Here is a 20,159-nt window from a genome sequence, read left to right on the forward strand (position 1 = left end):
ACCGACACCTGCCGGCCCTGCGGCTGCAAGCGGGCGAACTTACCAGATCAATTCGGCCCGCGCTACTCCCGGATGTCGAGCGCGCGGCCGGTGGGGCTTGCAAATGTTTGCCAAGCCATGTCCGGCAATGTTGCAGACCTGCTCAATCACTGATTTTAGTCAATCCTGGAGCGTACGCCCGGGTCGTTACAGTCCAGTGTTCTTGTGGCTGTGACCGCTGCGGGTTCTCGCTCGTTCCGGCAGATAGGTAGAATCGTTTCTTTTCCCTCGTTGAAGGAAGGCCAATGGCTCAGCCCTACAGTGCGCGCAGTCGTGCGATCGAACCGTTCCATGTGATGGCGTTGCTGGCGCGGGCCAATGAATTGCAGGCCGCCGGCCACGACGTGATCCACCTGGAAATCGGCGAACCGGACTTCACCACCGCCGAGCCGATCATCCGCGCCGGCCAGCAAGCCCTGACAGACGGGAAAACCCGCTACACCGCGGCCCGTGGCATTCCCGAGCTGCGCGAGGCGATTTCCGGTTTCTATCAAACGCGCTACGGCCTGAATATCGACCCACGACGGATTCTCATCACGCCCGGTGGTTCCGGCGCGTTGCTGCTGGCCAGTGCGCTGCTGGTGGATCCGGGCAAACACTGGCTGCTGGCCGACCCCGGTTATCCTTGCAACCGGCACTTTCTACGATTGGTCGAGGGCGCGGCGCAGCTTGTGCCGGTCGGCCCGGACGTTCGCTATCAACTGACGCCGGACCTGGTGGCGCGCCACTGGGACCACGACAGCGTCGGCGCGCTGGTCGCTTCGCCAGCCAACCCGACCGGTACGATTCTGACCCGCGATGAGCTGGCCGGTTTATCCACAGCCATCAAGGCGCGTCACGGGCATCTGGTGGTGGACGAGATCTATCACGGCCTGACTTACGGCACCGACGCGGCCAGTGTGCTGGAAGTCGATGACAGTGCATTTGTCCTCAACAGTTTCTCCAAATATTTCGGCATGACCGGTTGGCGCCTAGGCTGGCTGGTGGCGCCGGATGCGGCAGTCAGTGAGCTGGAAAAGCTCGCGCAGAACCTCTACATCAGCGCGCCAAGCATGGCTCAGCATGCGGCGCTGGCCTGTTTCGAACCGGACACCATCGCGATTCTCGAAGAGCGCCGCGCCGAGTTCGGCCGTCGTCGCGACTTCCTGCTGCCGGCCCTGCGCGAACTAGGCTTCAATATCGCCGTGGAGCCGGAAGGCGCGTTCTATTTGTATGCCGATATCAGCCAGTTCGGCGGCGATGCCTTCGCGTTCTGCCGGCATTTCCTTGAAACCGAACATGTAGCTTTCACTCCGGGGCTGGATTTCGGTCGCTATCAGGCCGGGCATCATGTGCGCTTTGCCTACACGCAAAACCTCCCTCGCCTACAGGAAGCGGTGGAACGCATCGCCCGTGGCTTGAAGAGCTGGCAAGGCTGATGCGCTTTCATCCTCCTCTCGAAGAAGGCCGGTTGATCCGTCGTTACAAGCGTTTTCTCGCCGATATCGAAACCGTTGGCGGCGAGTTGCTGACCATTCATTGCCCGAACACCGGCTCGATGTTCAATTGTCAGGTTGAGGGCGGGCAGGTCTGGTTCAGCCGCTCCAATGACCCCAAGCGCAAACTGCCTGGCACTTGGGAAGTCGGCGAAACTCCGCAGGGCCGGCTGTTTTGCGTGAACACCGGACGTGCCAACGCACTGGTCGAAGAGGCCTTGCAGGCCGGCGTCATCAGTGAATTGAACGGTTTTACCGGGCTCAAGCGCGAAGTGGCGTACGGACAGGAAAAGAGCCGGATCGATTTTCGCCTCGACTATCCGACGGGCCCGGCCTACGTGGAAGTGAAAAGCGTCACGCTGGGTTTCGACGGCACGGCGGTGGCGGCGTTTCCCGATGCGGTGACAGAGCGCGGCGCCAAGCATTTGCGTGAGCTGGCGCATCTGGCCCGGGATGGGATTCGCGCGGTGCAGTTGTACTGCGTCAATCTCACCGGCATCGAAGCGGTGCGTCCTGCCGAGGAAATCGACTCGGCCTACGCCGCTGCGTTGCGTGAGGCGGTGGCGTGCGGGGTCGAAGTCCTGGCGTACGGCGTGCGTTTGAGCCATGAAGAAATGGTGATCGACCGGCGCCTGGACGTGCTGCTTAACGGTTAAACATCGATCCACAGCCCTTGCGCGTCTTCACGGCAAGGGATGGCCGTCAGCGATTGCCCGGCGCACGGGCCGGCGACGCATTCACCGTCCTCGATCAGAAACAGTGCGCCGTGGGTTGCGCACTGGATCAGGCTGTTGCTCGGGTCGAGAAACTGGTCGGGGTGCCATTCCAGGCCAACGCCCCGATGCGGGCAGCGGTTGAGGTAGACATACGCCCGCCCCGCGCGGCGCACGGCAAACAGTTTTTTCCCGTCGATATCGAAACCGCGACTGCCGTCCTCAACCAGATCGGTACCCGCGCAAAGAAACTTCATGGCTATCCTCAAATGTCGGCTCGTGTCTGGATATGTCCGAGCTTGACGTTCAAATGCAAACAATTATCAAATGGCCGCCTTCACCCGTGGCGAGGTGACCGCTGCCGAGGATACTTGGCCTGCCGTCCCGATGCCCGGGAAAACCTTTCAAGGAAGCTGTCTATGCGCCTGAGTACCCGCGTTGCCGTGTTGTGTGTCGGACTTTTGGTCAGTCACCAGGCTGCAGCGGCCGAGTTGCCGCAACGTTGGGTCAGCGCTGGCGGCGCGTTGTCGGAGTGGGTGAGTGCGCTGGGTGGTGAGGCGAGACTGGTGGGCGTCGATACAACCAGCCAGCATCCGCAGTCCCTCAAGTCGTTGCCGAGCATCGGCTATCAGCGCAGCCTGTCGGCCGAAGGCATTCTCAGCCTGCGTCCGGACATCCTGATCGGCACCGAAGAAATGGGCCCGCCGCCAGTGATCTCGCAGGTTCGCAGTGCCAAGGTGCAGGTGGAATTGTTTTCGGCTCAGCCGGATCTGCCGACACTGGAAAAAAATGTCACTCATCTGGGGCAGTTGCTGGGTGCCGAAAGCCAGGCCGCGCAATTGCTGCAAAGTTATCAACAGCAGCTTGATGCGCAAAAAGCGCGAGTGGTTGAAGCTCAGACCCAGCAGAAAGCGCCGGGGGTGTTGTTGCTGCTCGGGCATGCCGGCGGCAAACCGCTGATCGCCGGCAAAGACACCGCCGCCGACTGGCTGCTGCAGCAGGCGGGCGGGCATAACCTTGCGACCCACACCGGTTACAAACCGTTTTCCGTGGAATCCCTGGCCAGTCTCGATCCCGAAGTGCTGGTGTTCGCTGACCGTGCGCTGACCGGCGACGCGGCGAAAGCGGCGCTGTTCAAGGAAAACCCGATCCTCAATTCCAGCCGCGCGGCCAAGACCGGACGCGTGCTGGAGCTGGACCCGACGCTGCTGGTGGGCGGGCTCGGACCGCGTTTGCCGGCAGCGCTGAAGACCCTGACTGACGGTTTCTATCCGGCCAAGAGCGGCCAATGACCACGCTGGTCAAACCCCGTGGCTTGTTTATCGGCCTGATCCTGCTGTGCCTGCTGGCGATCTGGTTGTCGCTGGCGTTGGGGCCGGTCAGTCTGCCGTTGTTCGATACCTTGCGCGCAGCACTGCGCATGATCGGTGTGCCGCTGGCGCCGGACGGGCTGGAACAGGCTGAACTGATTCTCGGGCAGATTCGTCTGCCGCGTACGTTGCTGGGGCTGGCAGTCGGCGGAGTGCTGGCGCTGTCCGGAGTGGCGATGCAGGGGCTGTTTCGCAATCCGCTGGCCGATCCGGGGTTGGTCGGCGTCTCGAGCGGCGCGGCATTGGGCGCGGCGGTGGCGATTGTCGGCGGTTCGTTTTTTGGCGGATTGCCGGAGTGGTTCGGGCCTTATCTGCTGTCGGTTTGCGCGTTTCTCGGTGGCCTTGGCGTAACGGCGTTGGTCTATCGACTAGGCCGCCGTAATGGGCAAACGAATGTGGCGACCATGTTGCTGGCGGGTATCGCTCTGACGGCGTTGGCCAGCTCGGCGGTGGGGCTGTTTACCTATCTGGCTGATGACGCGACATTGCGCACGTTGACGTTCTGGAACCTGGGCAGCCTTAACGGCGCGAGCTATGCGCGGTTGTGGCCGCTGCTGATCATCACCGCCGGTGTTGCACTTTGGCTTCCACGGCGGGCGAAGGCGCTCAATGCGTTGCTGCTCGGCGAATCGGAAGCCGGGCATCTGGGCATCGATGTAGAACGGCTTAAGCGCGAGCTGGTGTTCTGCACGGCGCTGGGTGTCGGTGCGGCGGTGGCAGCGGCGGGCATGATCGGTTTTGTCGGGCTGGTGGTGCCGCATCTGGTGCGCTTGCTCGCGGGGCCGGATCATCGGGTGTTGCTGCCGGCATCGGTGCTGGCCGGGGCGAGTCTGTTGCTGCTGGCGGATCTGGTGGCGCGGCTGGCGCTGGCGCCGGCGGAGCTGCCGATCGGCATCGTCACTGCGTTCATCGGTGCGCCGTTCTTCCTTTATCTGCTGCTGCGAGGGCGTGCCTGATGTTGCGTGCGCACAATCTGCACATCCGCCGTGGCCGCAAGACCGTTTTGGCCGACGTCAGCCTGCAACTCGAACCAGGCGAGGTGCTTGGCGTGTTGGGGCCGAATGGCGCCGGCAAAAGCACCTTGCTCGGTGCGTTGTGCGGTGAGTTGAGTGCGCACGAGGGGGAAGTGCTGCTGGACGGTGAGGCCTTGAGTCATTGGAGCGGCACTCAGCGCGCCCAGCGGCTGGCGGTGTTGCCGCAGGTATCGACGCTGGATTTCGCCTTTCGGGTTGAAGAAGTGGTGGGCATGGGGCGTCTGCCTTATCAGAGCGGGCGGGTGCGCGATAACGAGATCGTCGCTGCCGCATTATTGGCGGCCGATGCCGGGCATCTGAGTGGCCGCAGTTATCTGGCGCTGTCCGGCGGCGAGCGTCAGCGGGTGCATCTGGCGCGGGTGCTGGCGCAGCTCTGGCCGGGGCAGGCGGGGCAGACGTTACTGCTCGATGAGCCGACCTCGATGCTCGATCCGTTGCATCAACACACGACGCTGCAAGCGGTGCGCGAATTTGCCGATCGTGGCGCGGCGGTGCTGGTGATCCTGCATGATCTGAATCTGGCGGCGCGCTATTGTGATCGCATCCTGCTGCTGGAGGGCGGGCGCCCGGTGGCGCTGGATACACCGCAGCAGGTATTGCGTCCGGAATCGCTGAAGGCAGTGTTCGGTCTTGAAGTGCTGGTGCAACCGCACCCGGAGCGCGGGCATCCGCTGATCATCGCCCGCTGATTTCGTCATCGAGGTGAGGGTATGCGCAGGATTTTGCTGTTGGCGGTTTTGTGGCTTATAGGTTGCCAGCATGTTGCGGCGCCGCCGGTCGTGGGCGAGATCCGTGATCTGCGCAGCGGAGAGAGTCTGACGGCGCAGCAATTACTGACGCAACTGAGCAGACCGTCGCGGCTGATCATTGGCGAACAGCATGACAACGCCGATCACCATGCCCTTCTATTGTGGTTGTTGCAGAACCTCGAAGAAACGCGACCCCAGGGCAGTCTCCTGCTGGAAATGCTGACGCCCGATCAACAGTCGCGCGTCGATGACGTGCGGCATGCCTCAACGCCACCAACTGATCTTCCTACTGCATTGGCCTGGCAGGACGGTTGGGACTGGAATCTCTACGGACCGATTGTGCGGTTTGCCCTGACACAATCCTGGCCAGTGCTGGCGGCCAATCTCGATAACATCGAAATTCGCGCGTTCTATCGCGATCCTCCGGTTTTGAGCGGTGAGCGCAGCAACGCCAAATCCGTGAAAGAGACGCTGTTGGAGCAGATCGGCGATTCTCACTGCGGCTTGCTGCCGTCAGCACAAATGCCGGCGATGCTGGCCGTCCAACAACAACGGGATCGGCGCATGGCCTCGCGTTTGTTGGCGGCACCTGCGCCTGCCTTGTTATTGGCGGGTGCGTATCACGCGCGCAAGGATGTGGGCGTGCCGCTGCATGTGCTGGATTTGGGCGCGCCCGAAGCGCCGACGGTGCTGATGCTGGCGGAGCAGGGCAGTCAGATTACGGCGGCGATGGCTGATTATGTCTGGTACACACCCGCCACCCCGAAACCGGATTATTGCTCTGAGATGCGAAAACAGTTCGGCAAGAAATGACTTTTCCACAGGCAAAAAAAGACCCGGTAAAAACCGGGTCAAATAACCGTGATTAGCCTGATGAGGAGATAATCTGAGAGTCCGAACCAAGGGCTTTTCAGAATATCGACTGATCTCGCGACCAGTTGTGATAATCATAGCGATTCTCATTACCAAGTCAACTGCTGTTTTTTCATTTCTGTCGTTTTGTCCCGGCAATGGCGTAAACGCCCCGTGAATACGGGCGTCAGATCTGGGCTGTGAGCTGCTTGTTGAGCTGGTCGATACGCCGCGCCATGCTTTCGATCAGGCTGTGAGCGATTTTCGGATTGGTGCGGGTCATGTTCAGAAACTGATCGCCGGGAATCAGCATAACGGTGCTCGCTTCTCGCGCAATGACCGTCGCGTTGCGCGGCTCGCCAGTAAACACCGCCATTGCGCCGAATATTTCATCCTTGGGCACGTCGCCTACCTTGTGCCCGTTAACAAACGCTTCGGCGTGTCCTTCGATAATCACGAACACATGGTCGGCGTCATCGCCTTGGCGGATCAGAACGTCACCGGCTTCAACCCGCTTGAAACCGTTGGTGCTGCGAAACTCGCGTGGCTTGAACTCGGCGACTGCGTGCGCCAGCAACGCCATCTGCCCGAGCAGGTAGCGCAGAAACTGCTCCGAGCGCGACGTTTCGCCGTACACATGTTGAAACAAATCGCTTCGGCGATAGGGCAGTAATGTCAGCGGGTTGTCTGAGTACAGCGTGCAATCCGCCCATTCCGGACCCTGTTGCAGGCCGATCAAATCTCCCTCATGCCAGTAGAACAAGCCGCGACCACTGAGTCGGCCGGTGACGACACCTTGAGTGAGCAAGAACAACTGGTCGTCCGGCAAACGTGACAACAGATCATCCGTGGCTTCAAGTTCCAGTGCTGGCCCGCACGGCGGCAGGCCTTCGAGCCATTGCGCAGGCAAGCTCTGCAAGTGGTTGATCAATGCATCGGCCTGGGCCGATTGTTCCCCGAGCAGGTACATGGCGTTCAGTGCCCGTTAGTTCTTGTGGCGAGAGGAAATGGCTTCCAGCTGCTTGTTCAGCGCATCTTTGCGTTCGGCGGGAATGTCGTTCCAGTGCACATCCATCAACGCCCCTTCGATCGCGTACAACAACACCTTCGACGCCCGAAACCCGCGAGTGCGCACGGCCCGGTAGGCATCCACCGCACCGAGGCGACGCAAGTCGGAGGCGCTATGGATGCCCACGGCATGCAGCCATTGCGCCGACGTCTTGCCAAGATTCTTCAGGTGTTGCAGTTCATCATTCATCAAGCCTCCTTGCGACGGCCGAATGGTGCGTGGGCGAGCTTCTCAGGAGTGTAGCCATCAGTAGGAAAAGCGTGGTTGTTTGGTCGGATTCAACGCAAACGCTTCTAAGAAACGTCAGTTTCCGTTGATGAATCAGGATGGGGGGGCGAGGGAGAATTACCAATAGCACGCAGTCCAGCGCAAAGCGGGGGCGCTGGACGGTTCAGGTTTTTAAAAGCTTCAGCGGGTGCGATAACGCAGGCGTGTACCGAAATTCATCGACATCAGAATCTCGTCGGCACTCAGCTCTGGCGGGAAGTAGGCCCCGGAGATCTGCGCGTGGGCCAGGCTCGCGCCTTCCAGCGAAGCGTTGCGAAAGTCGATGCCGCGCAGGTCGGCGGAGCGGAAGTAGGCGTCCCGGAAATCCACGCCATCGGCGTTCAGTTCACGCAGGTCGAGGCCACGAAAATCACCGCCAACCATGTCGATCGGACCGTCTTTCGGGCGTTCATTGTTGAAACCTGTGATGTCGTCTTTGTGCAGCAAGGCATAAAGCGGGGTGTCGAGAAGTTTCGGCTGGCTCATGTCAAATCACCTGTTGGTTTTATGACGCCAGTATAGTGCCACTATTTGACGGCCGTGAAGCGAGCGAGGGCTTCACGGCCGAAATAGTTTCTTACAGACCTGGCAGGCGCTGGCGAATCTGCGCCACGACGGTGTCGAGGGTGCCGGATTCATTGGTCTGCACGCGTTTGCTACGCAGGATTTCTTCCGGCGTCAGGGCTTCGCGGTTGGCCTGTTGTGCTTCGATCACGGCGAGGGTCGCGTCGGACGGATCCTTCTTGTCCGCCTGACGAATCGCCAGCCAGCTCTCGATCACGGCCTGCGGAGCATTGCAGTCAAGGATCAGGAATGGCGCGCCAGTGGCTTCGGCGACCTTGGCGGCGTTGTCGCGTTGTTCGCGCTTGAGGTAAGTGGCGTCGATCACCACCGGGAAACCGGCGTGCAGGATCACTTCGGCGATTTCATGCAGACGAGCATAAGTCGCAGTGCTGGCATCGGCGCTGTAGATCCCGGCCTGAACATCATTGGCAACGGTTTGCTCGCCGAACAGACGTTTGCGCTCGACATCGGAGCGCAGACGGATCGCGCCCAGCGCTTCGACCAGGCGCATCGCTACATGGCTTTTGCCTACAGCGGACACGCCGTGAGTAATCGCCATGAAGCGCGAAGGAATGGTGCTGTAGCTTTCAGCCAGGTTCGCGTAGTTGCGGTACTGGCGCAGGGTGGTGGCGCGCTGCACCGGGGTGGCATCGGCCGGCATGCTGAACAGTGCGACTTTCGCACGTACCAATGCGCGGTAAGCCTTGTAGAAGTTCAGCACTTCCAGGCCTTTATAGTCGCCGGTCAGCTCCAGGTACTGGCTGATGAAACGACGGGCCAGGGATTTCAGGCCACGGTCTTCCAGGTCCATCGCCAGGAAACCGGTGTCGGCCCAGACGTCGGTGAAGCGGAATGGCTCGTTGAATTCGATGCAGTCGAAGATCACGACTTTGCCGTCGATCAGCGTGGCGTTGCCCAGGTGAATGTCACCGTGGCATTCGCGAGTGAAGCCGTCGGCCTTGCGTTGGGCGAACAGCGGCTTCAGGCGATCGAAGCTGCTTTCAGCCCATGCTTGCAGAGCATCAAGTTGAAGCAGGTCGTTCTTGTCGCTGAGGAACGGCAGGATCTGCTCGAAGTTCTGGCGCACCGGCGCCATTACGCTTTCAGGGGTGCCAGCATCGTGCTCGGCCGGGACTTTCGGCGCGTTGAGGTGGAAGCGGGCGATCTGCTCGGCCATCGCGTCGACGTGCGCGGTGGTCAGCTCGCCGTTGGCTTGCAGGGTGCTGAGCAGGCCGGTCTGCGGGAACTGGCGCATTTTCAGCAGGTATTCGATAGCCGGGCCTTCGCCGCCCAGTTGCGGGGCTTCGGCGCTGCCGGTCACTGGAATCACTTCCAGATACAAATCTTCGGTCAGGCGCTGGTTCAGACGCAGCTCTTCGCCGCAGAAGTGTTCACGGGAATCGAGGGCGGTAAAATCAAGGAAGCCGAAATTCACCGGCTTCTTCACTTTATAGGCGTAGGGGCCGGTGAGCAGTACCCACGAGATATGGGTTTCGATGACCTGAAACCCTTCGACGGGGTGCGGGTAGAGGGCCGGGTTTTGCAGGGCAGCGATCAGGGACTGGCTCACGGACGATCCTTCAGAGACTGGGGGAAATTCAAGGCGCTCATTATGGCCGCTCGCCAGCCCGACGCAAACCTCGGAGCGCTCCTGTTGAGTATGAATAAAGTGCGTATAATCCGCCGCCATGACTCGTACTCGATCCCCCCGTACCCCTAAAAAACCAGCTTCCCGGGGCCTGCGCCCATGGTTGGGCTGGGCCCTTAAACTCAGTCTGGTCGGCCTTGTGGTGCTGGCCGGCTTCGCCGTTTACCTCGATGCCGTGGTGCAGGAGAAGTTCTCCGGCAAGCGCTGGACCATCCCGGCCAAGGTGTACGCGCGTCCGCTCGAGCTGTTCGTCGGACAGAAGCTGAGCAAGGACGATTTCCTCACCGAACTCGATGCCCTGGGCTATCGTCGCGAAGCCGTGAGCAACGGTCCCGGCGCGGCGGCGGTCAATGGCAATACGGTTGATCTGAATACCCGTGGCTTCCAGTTCTACGAAGGCCTCGAGAAACCGCAGCCGGTGCGCGTGCGTTTCTCCGGCGATTACGTGGCCGAACTCTCGGCGACCAACGGTTCGAAGCTCTCCGTGGTACGCCTGGAGCCGCTGATGATCGGCGGTATCTACCCGAAAAACCTTGAAGACCGGATTCTGATCAAGCTCGATCAGGTGCCGCCGTATCTGCTGGAAACCCTGGTCGCCGTGGAAGACCGGGATTTCTACAGCCACTGGGGCGTGTCGCCGAAATCGATTGCCCGCGCCGTTTGGGTCAACACCTCGGGTGGCAAGATGACTCAGGGCGGCAGTACGCTGACCCAGCAACTGGTCAAGAACTTCTACCTCACCAACGAACGCAGCCTGACCCGCAAGCTCACCGAAGCGATGATGGCGATGCTGCTTGAGCTGCATTACGACAAAAAGGAAATCCTTGAGGCTTACCTCAACGAAGTCTTTGTCGGTCAGGACGGCCAGCGTGCGGTGCACGGTTTCGGTCTGGCCAGCCAGTTCTTCTTCGCCCAGCCCTTGTCCGAGTTGAAACTGCATCAGGTCGCGCTTTTGGTCGGCATGGTCAAAGGCCCGTCCTATTACAACCCACGTCGCAACCCGGAGCGGGCGCTGGAACGACGCAATCTGGTGCTCGACGTGCTTGAGCAGCAGGGCGTCGCTTCCGCCGAACAGGTAGCCGCTGCGAAGAAAATGCCGTTGGGCGTGACCACGCGCGGCAAGCTGGCCGACAGTTCGTTCCCGGGCTTCATCGATCTGGTCAAACGCCAGTTGCGTGAAGACTACCGCGACGAAGACTTGACCGAAGAGGGCCTGCGGATCTTCACCAGTTTCGATCCGATCCTGCAGATGAAAGCCGAAGCGTCGGTCAACGACACCTTCAAGCGCCTGTCCGGTCGCAAGGGTTCCGACGACGTGGAAGCGGCGATGGTCGTGACCAACCCGGAAACCGGTGAAGTCCAGGCAATGATCGGCAGCCGTCAGGCGAGTTTTGCCGGCTTCAACCGCGCATTGGATGCCGTGCGGCCGATCGGCTCGCTGATCAAGCCGGCGGTTTATCTGACGGCGCTGGAGAAACCGAGCCAGTACACGCTGACCAGTTGGCTGTCGGACGACCCGCTTTCGATCAAAGGCGCGGACGGTCAGGTCTGGAAACCGCAGAACTATGACCGTCGCTCCCACGGTACGGTGTTCCTGTATCAAGGGTTGGCACATTCCTACAACCTCTCGACCTCGCGTCTCGGTCTGGCGGTCGGTGTTCCGAATGTCCTCAAGACGCTCGCGCGACTGGGCGTAACTCGCGAGTTTCCGGCGTTTCCTTCGATGTTGCTCGGCGCTGGCGGCATGACCCCGATCGAAGTCGCGACCATGTACCAGACCCTGGCCAACGGCGGTTTCAACACGCCGATGCGCGGGATCCGCAGCGTGCTGACTGCCGATGGCGAGCCGCTCAAACGTTATCCGTTCCAGATCGAGCAACGGTTCGATCCGGCCTCGATCTACCTGATCCAGAACGCCATGCAGCGGGTCATGCGTGAAGGTACTGGCAGTTCGGTTTATAACGTGTTGCCAAGAACCCTGACACTGGCGGGCAAGACCGGTACCAGTAACGATTCGCGCGACAGCTGGTTTGCCGGTTTCAGTCAGGATCTGCTGGCGGTGGTCTGGCTCGGTCGTGACGACAACGGCAAGACGCCGTTCACCGGGGCCACCGGTGCGTTGCAGGTCTGGACCAGTTTCATGCGCAAAGCCGATCCGCTGCCGCTGGACATGCCGCAGCCGGATAACGTGGTGCAGGCCTGGGTTGATTCGCGTACCGGCCAGGGCTCCGATGCCAACTGTCCGGGCGCCGTGCAGATGCCGTATATTCGCGGCAGCGAACCGCCACCCGGCGCCTCCTGCGCGGGCGAAAGCCCGGCATCGGGCGAGTCGGTGATGGATTGGGTCAAGGGCTGGATGAATTAAGCAAAGAGGGTTTCAAGTGAACAAGTGGTTGATTCCAGCGGTGACCGCCGTGGCTTTGCTCAGCGGCTGCTCCACCGTACAGCGTGGTTCGATTCCGGTTGTGGACTCCGGCACTGCCGTATCCAACAGCGAGCGCATTTCGGCCAATGGCGGTTTCCGTCAAACGACGGTGAAACGTCCTGCACAGGCCCAGACCCAGGCGATCCCGCAAGGTGATACCGGTGTGGTAGTGATGGTGCCGGGCGGCGCAGCGGCTTCGGCACCGATCAGCTCTTCGCCGATCGTTCCGGGCCCGGCGTCCGGCGGCATCACGCCGGGGCCGTACAACCCTTCGGCGGTCGAGTCGGCGCCGATCAGCTCCGGCAGCTACAGCATGCCTTCGACGCCCAGCGGCATTCCTTCGGCCAGCAGTGGCGGCGGTCTGTCTGCCGATGAGCAACTGGACGGCCCGGTTCTCGCACTGTTGAGTACAGCGCAACAGCAGCAGGCCGGTGGCGACCTCAACGGCGCATCTTCCAGCCTGGAGCGTGCACAGCGTGTAGCGCCGCGCGAGCCGCAAGTGCTTTACCGTCTGGCGCAGGTGCGCATGGCCCAGGGCGATGCGCCGCAAGCCGAGCAGACCGCTCGCCGTGCACTGACCATGGCCAATGGTCGTCCGGACTTGCAGGCCAGTCTGTGGGAATTGATTGCTCAGGCACGTGAGAAGCAAGGTGATTCCGCCGGCGCCACTCTGGCCCGTCAGAAGGCCAAGGTTTCGCTGTGATGGACAGTCGTTTCTCCAAGGTCGCCGATCAATTGCTGTTGATCGAGCGTGAACTGCGCGTCCAGGGCTGGTGGGATGACGTCCAGCCCTCGGTCGAAGCCCTGAGCAGTGTCGAGCCATTTTCGGTCGACACCCTCGATTTCGAGCAGTGGCTGCAATGGATCTTCCTGCCGCGGATGAAGATGATCCTCGAACAGGATCTGCCATTGCCCAATGCCTCGGGCATTCAGGAAATGGCCGAGATGGTTTTTGCCCAGCGCAATCTGCAGGGCAAGGATCGGCAGCTTCAGGTATTGCTCAAAGAGTTCGACCTGCTGATCACCGCTTCGCGCTGAACCGGAAACTGCCAGTGGTTACTGGCAGTTTTCCGCAATCTGTTTTTGTGCCTCCGCAGTACGTTGCTGGCGCTGGTCGTCGCTCAGCCGCCGCAATTCTCCCTCTACCTCCTCCCTCAAACGCGGATTGTTCTGCAGTTGCGCGAGATTCGTGCGCGCCTGTTCGCAAAATGCCGTGAGCTGATTCTGTTGCTCGGCCACTTGCTTCTTGACCTTGTCATCGATGGCTTTCTGGTCGCCCAGCGCGCCGCTGCCAGGTAATGCGGCAGGTATTGGTGCGGTAGAGGAGGGCGTCTTCACGGCGGTGGATGACTGCCCTTGTGGTGGCTGCTGATCGAAATGGGTGACGCCCTGGGCATCGACCCATTTGTAGATCTGACCGGCCATACACCATGGGCTGGCGCCGATTAGCAGAGTTAAGAGAAGCGTTCGCATGCTGATTCCTTGGCAAAACTGCGCAATTGAAGCTAACAGAGTAGCGGTTTCCAGGTTTTTTCTTGCGTTCTCATGTGCTTACCCACAATTAAGCACATAGACGACTTGACTTGCAGAGGGCGAAACAGAAGAATCCAAAGTCCGCTGTACAGGGACTGCCAGAAGCAGACCCTCTCGGCAGATCATGAGGCGCATATCCGCGTCGACCTGTTACACCCGCAACGCGTTACCTCGCGCTGGGTGGGAAAGGCCCGCAACACTTGGGACGATCCCAATACTTGCTCAGTCAGTGCTGACGTAGTCGGCGACCACCATCGCTCATGCTCTGCCGAGAAGTAAACCTATTAAGACCCGTTCGCTTTTTTGTGGACGGTATTCTGGCGTTTTAGAGGTGAACAACGTGGAGCTTTTATCTGGCGGTGAGATGCTCGTCCGCTTTTTGCGTGACGAAGGCGTCAAATATATCTACGGGTACCCGGGTGGTGCTCTCCTTCATGTTTACGATGCCCTGTTCAAAGAACCGGAAGTGACCCACATCCTGGTTCGTCACGAACAAGCGGCTACCCATATGGCTGACGGCTACGCCCGTGCCACCGGTAAAGCCGGCGTGGTATTGGTGACTTCCGGTCCAGGCGCCACAAACGCCATCACCGGTATCGCCACCGCTTATATGGATTCGATTCCAATGGTGATCATTTCCGGTCAGGTGCCAAGCACCATGGTCGGCACCGACGCGTTCCAGGAAACCGACATGATCGGTATCTCCCGGCCGATCGTGAAGCACAGCTTCATGATCAAGCACGCTTCGGAAATCCCGGAAGTCATGAAGAAAGCCTTCTACCTGGCGCAATCCGGTCGTCCGGGCCCGGTCGTGGTCGATATCCCGAAAGACATGACCAACCCGGCCGAGAAGTTCGAATACATCTTCCCGAAGAAAGCCAAACTGCGTTCCTACAGCCCGGCCGTTCGCGGTCACTCCGGGCAAATCCGCAAGGCGGCAGAAATGCTCCTGGCGGCCAAGCGTCCCGTGCTGTACTCCGGCGGTGGCGTGATCCTCGGCAACGGCTCCGCGCCGCTGACCGAACTGGCGCAAATGCTCAACCTGCCGGTTACCAATACCTTGATGGGCCTGGGTGGCTACCCTGGCACTGACCGTCAGTTCATCGGCATGCTCGGCATGCACGGCAGCTACACCGCGAACCTGGCGATGCACCATGCCGACGTGATCCTGGCAGTCGGTGCGCGTTTCGACGATCGCGTGATCAACGGCGCGCCGAAGTTCTGCCCGAACGCCAAGATCATTCACATCGACATCGACCCGGCTTCGATTTCCAAGACCATCAAGGCCGACGTGCCAATCGTTGGTCCGGTGGAGAGCGTCCTGACCGAAATGGTCGCGATCCTCAAGGAAATCGGCGAAACCCCGAACAAGGAAGCCGTTGCCAGCTGGTGGAAGCAGGTTGATGAGTGGCGCGGTGATCGCGGCCTGTTCCCTTACGACAAGGGCGACGGCAGCAAGATCAAGCCACAGACCGTGATCGAAACCCTGTGCGAAGTGACCAAGGGCGACGCCTTTGTGACCTCCGACGTGGGCCAGCACCAGATGTTTGCTGCGCAGTACTACAAGTTCAACAAGCCGAACCGCTGGATCAACTCCGGTGGCCTGGGCACGATGGGCTTCGGTCTGCCGGCCGCGATGGGTATCGCGCTGAGCTTCCCTGACACCGATGTTGCGTGCGTCACCGGTGAAGGCAGTATCCAGATGAACATCCAGGAATTGTCGACCTGCCTGCAATACGGTTTGCCGGTCAAGATCGTCATCCTGAACAACGGTGTTCTGGGCATGGTTCGTCAGTGGCAGGACATGAGTTACGGCAGCCGTCACTCGCACTCCTACATGGAATCCTTGCCTGACTTCGTCAAGCTGGCTGAAGCCTATGGCCACGTCGGCGTGCGCATCACCGAATCGAAAGATTTGAAGTCGAAGATGGAAGAGGCGTTCGCCCTGAAGGATCGCCTGGTGGTGATCGATATTTCGGTCGATACCAGCGAGCACGTCTATCCGATGCAGATCAAAGACGGCTCCATGCGCGATATGTGGCTGAGCAAGACGGAGCGTACCTAATCATGCGGCACATTATTTCCTTGCTTCTGGAAAACGAACCCGGTGCTTTGTCTCGCGTAGTCGGCCTGTTCTCGCAGCGCAACTACAACATCGAAAGCCTGACCGTGGCGCCAACCGAAGACCCGACCCTGTCGCGTCTGACGCTGACCACAGTCGGCCACGATGAAGTCATCGAGCAGATCACCAAAAACCTGAACAAGCTGATCGAAGTGGTCAAGCTGGTGGACCTGTCGGAAAGCGCTCACATCGAACGCGAACTGATGCTGGTCAAGGTCAAGGCCACTGGCGCCCAGCGCGCCGAGATCAAACGCACCACCGATATTTACCGTGGACAGATCGTCGACGTCAGCGCCAGCGTGTATACCGTTCAACTGACCGGTACCAGCGACAAGCTCGACAGCTTCATTCAGTCCATCGGCACCGCATCGATTCTGGAGACCGTCCGCAGCGGCGTCACCGGTATTGCCCGCGGCGACAAAGTACTCAGCATCTAAACCAAATTAGCGAATGGCCTGAACGGCCTGGATATAAAGGGGAAATTCATGAAAGTTTTCTACGATAAAGACTGCGACCTGTCGATCATCCAGGGCAAGAAAGTTGCCATCATCGGTTACGGCTCCCAGGGCCACGCCCAAGCGTGCAACCTGAAAGATTCCGGTGTCGACGTTACCGTCGGTCTGCGTAAAGGTTCGGCCACCGTTGCCAAGGCTGAAGCCCATGGCCTGAAAGTGACCGACGTGGCTGCCGCTGTTGCCGGTGCCGACCTGGTCATGATCCTGACCCCGGACGAGTTCCAGTCCCAGCTGTACAAGAACGAAATCGAGCCGAACATCAAGAAAGGCGCCACTCTGGCCTTCTCCCACGGCTTCGCGATCCACTACAACCAGGTTGTTCCGCGTGCGGACCTCGACGTGATCATGATCGCGCCGAAAGCCCCGGGCCACACCGTACGTTCCGAATTCGTGAAGGGCGGCGGTATCCCTGACCTGATCGCGATCTACCAGGACGCTTCGGGCAATGCCAAGAACGTTGCACTGTCCTACGCCGCCGGCGTGGGTGGCGGTCGTACCGGCATCATCGAAACCACCTTCAAGGACGAGACCGAAACCGACCTGTTCGGCGAACAAGCCGTTCTGTGCGGCGGTACCGTCGAGCTGGTAAAAGCCGGTTTCGAAACCCTGGTTGAAGCTGGCTACGCGCCGGAAATGGCCTACTTCGAGTGCCTGCACGAACTGAAACTGATCGTTGACCTCATGTACGAAGGCGGTATCGCCAACATGAACTACTCGATCTCCAACAACGCTGAATACGGCGAGTACGTGACGGGTCCGGAAGTGATCAACGCCGAATCCCGTCAGGCCATGCGCAACGCCCTGAAACGTATTCAGGACGGCGAATACGCCAAAATGTTCATCAGCGAAGGCGCAACCGGCTACCCTTCGATGACCGCCAAGCGTCGTAACAACGCCGCTCACGGTATCGAAATCATCGGCGAGCAACTGCGCTCCATGATGCCGTGGATCGGTGCCAACAAGATCGTCGACAAAGCCAAAAACTAAGTCGTCGAACCTTGTATGAAAAAACGCGGCCTCGGCCGCGTTTTTTCGTATGGGCGGGCGGTTCTGGTATAAAGCTGCATCGTTTGTGGCCGAACCGTCGTCCCAGACACCTGTCGAAAATGTCCAATCCGTTGCAAGGTACTGTCCATGAGCGAACGTCCCGAAGAGCCGAACCAGGCTTCCGACGCCGAAAGCCTGCTGCCCATCGATGAGCACATCGAAGAAGGGCATGACGCAGAAGGCCGTAAAGTCCGGCATCGTGGTATCTATCTTCTGCCGAATCTGTTCACCACTGCGAACCTGTTCGCAGGGTTCTATTCCATCATCAACTCGATGAGTGCCCAGGCTGCGCTGAGCGCCGGTGACTCGGCGAATGCGAGCAAGTACTTTGCCTTTGCCGCCATCGCGATTTTTGTCGCCATGGTGCTCGACGGTCTTGATGGTCGCGTAGCGCGCATGACCAATACCCAAAGCGCCTTCGGCGCCGAGTACGACTCGCTGTCGGACATGGTCGCCTTTGGTGTCGCGCCGGCATTACTGGCATTCGGCTGGGCGCTGGGTGACATGGGCAAGGTCGGCTGGATGGTTGCCTTCATTTATGTGGCGGGTGCGGCATTGCGTCTGGCGCGCTTCAACACTCAGGTAGGTACCGCCGACAAGCGCTACTTCATCGGCCTGGCCAGCCCGGCTGCTGCTGGTGTGGTCGCGGGTATTGTCTGGGCGTTCAGTGATTACGGGATCCAGGGGTCGAAGATGTCATTCCTGGTCGCGCTGATGGTGGCGGCCGCCGGCATGCTGATGGTCAGCAACATCAAGTACAACAGCTTCAAGGAGCTGGATCTGAAGGGGCGGGTGCCTTTCGTGGCGATCCTTGCCGTGGTGCTGGTCTTTGCCGTGGTGTTCAGCGATCCGCCTCGCATTCTGCTGCTGGTGTTCCTCGCCTATGCCGCTTCGGGCCCGGTGCAGTATCTGTTGCATCTTCGTCGTCACAAACACGCCGAGTGATGTAATTTCCCTCATACTCCGCAGTCTATGGTGCATCTGTCCTCCAAAGCTGCGGAGTTGCCATGTTGATCAAAGTCCCCAAAGCGTCCGACTGCCATGAGTCGGACGTCACGCCTGAATCCATTTATCTCTCTCGCCGACAATTGCTCGGAGCGACTGCGGCCGGTTTGGCCGTGAGCACTTTGCCGCGCTGGGCCAGTGCCGAAGAGGCTGCCCGCTATGCCGATGTCGAGGCCGGAAAAGCGCCCGCCTGGTTTGCCGAGAAGTTGCCCTCTGTCAAATGGGGCGCGGTGAACGTCAAGGATGAGGCGATCACACCTTTCAAAGACGCCACCCATTACAACAACTTCTATGAGTTCGGCACCGACAAGGGTGACCCGGCGGCCAATGCCGGTTCGTTGAAAACCGAACCGTGGAGTGTTGTCGTGGACGGGGAGGTGGGTAAACCGGGGCGTTATGCTCTGGAAGACTTCATGAAGCCTTACCAGATGGAAGAGCGTATTTATCGCCTGCGCTGTGTCGAGGCGTGGTCGATGGTGATTCCCTGGATCGGTTTTCCCATCTCGGCACTGTTGAAGCAGGTAGAACCTACTTCCAATGCCAAATACATTCGCTTCGAAACCTTGCAGGATCCGAAGAGCATGCCCGGACAGCGTTCGGGATTTGCCCTGATCGACTGGCCTTATGTAGAAGGTTTGCGTCTGGATGAGGCGATGAATCCCTTGGCGATTCTGGCGGTGGGCATGTATGGCCGCGAATTGCCAAACCAGAACGGTGCGCCGTTGCGTTTGGTGGTGCCGTGGAAGTACGGCTTCAAGAGCGTCAAATCCATCGTGCGGATCAGTCTGGTCAGCGAACAGCCGAAGACAACCTGGCAGAGCATTGCTGCGGATGAGTACGGGTTCTATGCGAATGTGAACCCTACTGTCGACCATCCACGCTGGACTCAAGCGCGGGAGCGGCGACTGCCTAACAGTCTGTTCAAGCCGAATGTGCGTGATACGCAGATGTTCAACGGCTACTCGGATGAGGTCGCTTCTTTATATACAGGGCTCGATCTGCGGAAGAACTACTGATGCGATATCCGATCTGGCGCGTAGGCGTTTTCCTGGCTGCGGCGATCTGGCCGCTGTTGTGGTTCTATCAGGCTTTTGCGGATCTGCTTGGGCCAGATCCGGGGAAGGTTCTGGTTGATCGGCTAGGGCTTGGGACATTGGTATTGCTGTTGATCACCCTGAGTATGACGCCGCTGCAGAAACTTACGGGGTGGGCCGGGTGGATTGCCGTGCGCCGTCAGTTGGGGCTCTGGTGTTTTGCCTATGTGGTTCTGCATCTTTGCAGCTATATGGCGTTCATTCTCGGTTTCGACTGGTCGCAACTCGGTGTCGAGCTGCGCAAACGTCCCTACATCATTGTGGGTGCTCTGGGTTTTCTGGGGTTGTTGGCATTGGCGATTACCTCCAACCGATACAGTCAGCGCCGTTTAGGTACCCGCTGGAAGAAGTTGCACCGGCTGGTGTATGTGATTCTCGGGTTGGGATTGCTGCATATGTTGTGGATTGTGCGTGCTGATCTTAAGGAGTGGGCAATCTATGCCTTTATAGGTGTTTTCCTTTTGGCGCTGCGTATTCCTCCATTGACCCGCCGGATCCCGCGTTTGATGGGTAAAAAGCAGGTTTTTCAGGAAAAGCGAAATTAAGGGTTGACGGCAGATTCTGAGTCTCTATAATTCGCCCCACTTCCGGCGCAGTCGAAACGGAAAACTCCTTGAGATTCAATGAGTTAAGTAGGT

General features: G+C 59.6%; 21 protein-coding genes. 15 read left to right on the forward strand and 6 right to left on the reverse strand.

The genetic code is table 11. The annotated features are described in order from the left end of the window. Positions 1-284 precede the first annotated feature (284 nt). Positions 285-1,457 carry a pyridoxal phosphate-dependent aminotransferase gene (locus PMI24_RS26650; protein ID WP_007959618.1) on the forward strand — a complete coding sequence of 391 codons (1,173 nt, stop codon included), beginning with the start codon at positions 285-287 and terminating at the stop codon, positions 1,455-1,457. Then, complete coding sequence (gene sfsA, locus PMI24_RS26655; protein WP_007959620.1) at positions 1,457-2,170, forward strand: DNA/RNA nuclease SfsA; 714 nt, start codon at positions 1,457-1,459, stop codon at positions 2,168-2,170. Before PMI24_RS26650 ends, sfsA begins: the two co-directional genes overlap by 1 nt. Here the strand turns inward: sfsA and PMI24_RS26660 are convergent. Next, complete coding sequence (locus PMI24_RS26660) at positions 2,167-2,484, reverse strand: Rieske (2Fe-2S) protein (protein WP_007959627.1); 318 nt, start codon at positions 2,482-2,484, stop codon at positions 2,167-2,169. The genes sfsA and PMI24_RS26660 overlap by 4 nt on opposite strands. A gap of 162 nt (positions 2,485-2,646) precedes the next feature. On the opposite strand from PMI24_RS26660, the gene PMI24_RS26665 reads away from it, so the two are divergent. From PMI24_RS26665 to PMI24_RS26680, 4 genes are read left to right on the forward strand one after another with little or no spacing between them, the layout of a single operon-like run. Next, the gene (locus tag PMI24_RS26665; protein ID WP_007959629.1) at positions 2,647-3,519 is read left to right on the forward strand and encodes a heme/hemin ABC transporter substrate-binding protein; all 873 of its coding nucleotides are present in this window, start codon (positions 2,647-2,649) and stop codon (positions 3,517-3,519) included. 50 nt (positions 3,520-3,569) lie between these two features. Then, positions 3,570-4,553, forward strand: coding sequence for a FecCD family ABC transporter permease (locus PMI24_RS26670; RefSeq protein WP_170928972.1), 984 nt, complete (start codon positions 3,570-3,572; stop codon positions 4,551-4,553). Then, positions 4,553-5,320, forward strand: a complete 768-nt coding sequence (locus PMI24_RS26675) for a heme ABC transporter ATP-binding protein (RefSeq protein ID WP_007959636.1) — start codon at positions 4,553-4,555, stop codon at positions 5,318-5,320. The genes PMI24_RS26670 and PMI24_RS26675 overlap by 1 nt, the downstream gene beginning before the upstream one ends. A 21-nt stretch (positions 5,321-5,341) precedes the next feature. Next, entirely contained in the window at positions 5,342-6,193 is an 852-nt protein-coding gene (locus PMI24_RS26680; RefSeq protein WP_007959637.1) for a ChaN family lipoprotein, read from the forward strand. A 226-nt stretch (positions 6,194-6,419) separates the two neighbouring features. On the opposite strand, the gene PMI24_RS26685 is transcribed toward PMI24_RS26680, so the two are convergent. The 4 genes from PMI24_RS26685 to PMI24_RS26700 all read right to left on the reverse strand — a co-directional run bounded on the left by PMI24_RS26685 (position 6,420) and on the right by PMI24_RS26700 (position 9,702). Then, the gene (locus PMI24_RS26685; protein WP_007959638.1) at positions 6,420-7,202 is read right to left on the reverse strand and encodes a Crp/Fnr family transcriptional regulator; all 783 of its coding nucleotides are present in this window, start codon (positions 7,200-7,202) and stop codon (positions 6,420-6,422) included. Positions 7,203-7,217: 15 nt separating this feature from the next. Continuing rightward, on the reverse strand, positions 7,218-7,490 hold the full coding sequence (locus PMI24_RS26690) for a TfoX/Sxy family protein (protein WP_003228231.1): 273 nt from the start codon (positions 7,488-7,490) through the stop codon (positions 7,218-7,220). Between the two features lie 219 nt (positions 7,491-7,709). Further along, positions 7,710-8,054: a pentapeptide repeat-containing protein gene (locus tag PMI24_RS26695; protein ID WP_007959639.1), complete on the reverse strand. Its 345-nt coding sequence runs from the start codon at positions 8,052-8,054 to the stop codon at positions 7,710-7,712. A 91-nt stretch (positions 8,055-8,145) separates the two neighbouring features. After that, positions 8,146-9,702 carry a bifunctional aminoglycoside phosphotransferase/ATP-binding protein gene (locus PMI24_RS26700; protein ID WP_007959640.1) on the reverse strand — a complete coding sequence of 519 codons (1,557 nt, stop codon included), beginning with the start codon at positions 9,700-9,702 and terminating at the stop codon, positions 8,146-8,148. Positions 9,703-9,820: 118 nt separating this feature from the next. Here PMI24_RS26700 and mrcB point away from each other — a divergent pair, with 118 nt between their 5' ends. The 3 genes from mrcB to PMI24_RS26715 are packed head-to-tail and all read left to right on the forward strand — an operon-like array spanning position 9,821 to position 13,243. After that, positions 9,821-12,145 carry a penicillin-binding protein 1B gene (gene mrcB, locus PMI24_RS26705; protein ID WP_007959641.1) on the forward strand — a complete coding sequence of 775 codons (2,325 nt, stop codon included), beginning with the start codon at positions 9,821-9,823 and terminating at the stop codon, positions 12,143-12,145. Positions 12,146-12,161: 16 nt separating this feature from the next. Further along, positions 12,162-12,908: a hypothetical protein gene (locus PMI24_RS26710; RefSeq protein ID WP_007959642.1), complete on the forward strand. Its 747-nt coding sequence runs from the start codon at positions 12,162-12,164 to the stop codon at positions 12,906-12,908. Then, positions 12,908-13,243: a YqcC family protein gene (locus tag PMI24_RS26715; protein WP_007959644.1), complete on the forward strand. Its 336-nt coding sequence runs from the start codon at positions 12,908-12,910 to the stop codon at positions 13,241-13,243. The genes PMI24_RS26710 and PMI24_RS26715 overlap by 1 nt, the downstream gene beginning before the upstream one ends. Before the next feature lie 18 nt (positions 13,244-13,261). Here PMI24_RS26715 and PMI24_RS26720 read toward each other — a convergent pair whose 3' ends face one another. Beyond that, the gene (locus tag PMI24_RS26720; RefSeq protein WP_007959651.1) at positions 13,262-13,678 is read right to left on the reverse strand and encodes a DUF4124 domain-containing protein; all 417 of its coding nucleotides are present in this window, start codon (positions 13,676-13,678) and stop codon (positions 13,262-13,264) included. Between the two features lie 400 nt (positions 13,679-14,078). On the opposite strand from PMI24_RS26720, the gene PMI24_RS26725 reads away from it, so the two are divergent. From PMI24_RS26725 to msrQ, 6 genes are all read left to right on the forward strand, one after another. Continuing rightward, a complete protein-coding gene (locus tag PMI24_RS26725; RefSeq protein WP_007959659.1) occupies positions 14,079-15,803 on the forward strand; it encodes an acetolactate synthase 3 large subunit in 1,725 nt (574 codons plus the stop codon). A 2-nt stretch (positions 15,804-15,805) separates the two neighbouring features. Further along, entirely contained in the window at positions 15,806-16,297 is a 492-nt protein-coding gene (ilvN, locus tag PMI24_RS26730) for an acetolactate synthase small subunit (RefSeq protein ID WP_003176102.1), read from the forward strand. 48 nt (positions 16,298-16,345) lie between these two features. Then, positions 16,346-17,362 (forward strand): ketol-acid reductoisomerase, encoded by a 1,017-nt coding sequence (gene ilvC, locus PMI24_RS26735; protein WP_007959661.1) that lies wholly within the window; start codon positions 16,346-16,348, stop codon positions 17,360-17,362. Positions 17,363-17,509: 147 nt separating this feature from the next. After that, positions 17,510-18,367, forward strand: coding sequence for a CDP-diacylglycerol--serine O-phosphatidyltransferase (gene pssA / locus PMI24_RS26740; protein ID WP_007959662.1), 858 nt, complete (start codon positions 17,510-17,512; stop codon positions 18,365-18,367). A gap of 62 nt (positions 18,368-18,429) precedes the next feature. Next, positions 18,430-19,443, forward strand: a complete 1,014-nt coding sequence (gene msrP, locus PMI24_RS26745) for a protein-methionine-sulfoxide reductase catalytic subunit MsrP (protein ID WP_007959664.1) — start codon at positions 18,430-18,432, stop codon at positions 19,441-19,443. Next, positions 19,443-20,066 (forward strand): protein-methionine-sulfoxide reductase heme-binding subunit MsrQ, encoded by a 624-nt coding sequence (gene msrQ / locus PMI24_RS26750; protein ID WP_007959665.1) that lies wholly within the window; start codon positions 19,443-19,445, stop codon positions 20,064-20,066. Before msrP ends, msrQ begins: the two co-directional genes overlap by 1 nt. Positions 20,067-20,159 lie beyond the last annotated feature (93 nt).

The organism is Pseudomonas sp. GM25, from assembly GCF_000282255.1.
Taxonomy (GTDB): Bacteria; Pseudomonadota; Gammaproteobacteria; order Pseudomonadales; family Pseudomonadaceae; genus Aquipseudomonas; species Aquipseudomonas aphyarum.

Excerpts from the sequence above, each read along its gene's own strand:
- msrQ (WP_007959665.1), top strand. The coding sequence starts at position 19,443 with ATGCGATATCCGATCTGGCGCGTAGGCGTTTTCCTGGCTGCGGCGATC.
- PMI24_RS26690 (WP_003228231.1), bottom strand. The coding sequence starts at position 7,490 with ATGAATGATGAACTGCAACACCTGAAGAATCTTGGCAAGACGTCGGCG.
- PMI24_RS26695 (WP_007959639.1), bottom strand. The coding sequence starts at position 8,054 with ATGAGCCAGCCGAAACTTCTCGACACCCCGCTTTATGCCTTGCTGCAC.
- mrcB (WP_007959641.1), top strand. The coding sequence starts at position 9,821 with ATGACTCGTACTCGATCCCCCCGTACCCCTAAAAAACCAGCTTCCCGG.
- ilvC (WP_007959661.1), top strand. The coding sequence starts at position 16,346 with ATGAAAGTTTTCTACGATAAAGACTGCGACCTGTCGATCATCCAGGGC.
- pssA (WP_007959662.1), top strand. The coding sequence starts at position 17,510 with ATGAGCGAACGTCCCGAAGAGCCGAACCAGGCTTCCGACGCCGAAAGC.
- PMI24_RS26715 (WP_007959644.1), top strand. The coding sequence starts at position 12,908 with ATGGACAGTCGTTTCTCCAAGGTCGCCGATCAATTGCTGTTGATCGAG.
- ilvN (WP_003176102.1), top strand. The coding sequence starts at position 15,806 with ATGCGGCACATTATTTCCTTGCTTCTGGAAAACGAACCCGGTGCTTTG.
- PMI24_RS26660 (WP_007959627.1), bottom strand. The coding sequence starts at position 2,484 with ATGAAGTTTCTTTGCGCGGGTACCGATCTGGTTGAGGACGGCAGTCGC.
- PMI24_RS26720 (WP_007959651.1), bottom strand. The coding sequence starts at position 13,678 with ATGCGAACGCTTCTCTTAACTCTGCTAATCGGCGCCAGCCCATGGTGT.
- PMI24_RS26665 (WP_007959629.1), top strand. The coding sequence starts at position 2,647 with ATGCGCCTGAGTACCCGCGTTGCCGTGTTGTGTGTCGGACTTTTGGTC.
- PMI24_RS26675 (WP_007959636.1), top strand. The coding sequence starts at position 4,553 with ATGTTGCGTGCGCACAATCTGCACATCCGCCGTGGCCGCAAGACCGTT.
- PMI24_RS26680 (WP_007959637.1), top strand. The coding sequence starts at position 5,342 with ATGCGCAGGATTTTGCTGTTGGCGGTTTTGTGGCTTATAGGTTGCCAG.
- PMI24_RS26685 (WP_007959638.1), bottom strand. The coding sequence starts at position 7,202 with ATGTACCTGCTCGGGGAACAATCGGCCCAGGCCGATGCATTGATCAAC.
- PMI24_RS26650 (WP_007959618.1), top strand. The coding sequence starts at position 285 with ATGGCTCAGCCCTACAGTGCGCGCAGTCGTGCGATCGAACCGTTCCAT.
- sfsA (WP_007959620.1), top strand. The coding sequence starts at position 1,457 with ATGCGCTTTCATCCTCCTCTCGAAGAAGGCCGGTTGATCCGTCGTTAC.
- msrP (WP_007959664.1), top strand. The coding sequence starts at position 18,430 with ATGTTGATCAAAGTCCCCAAAGCGTCCGACTGCCATGAGTCGGACGTC.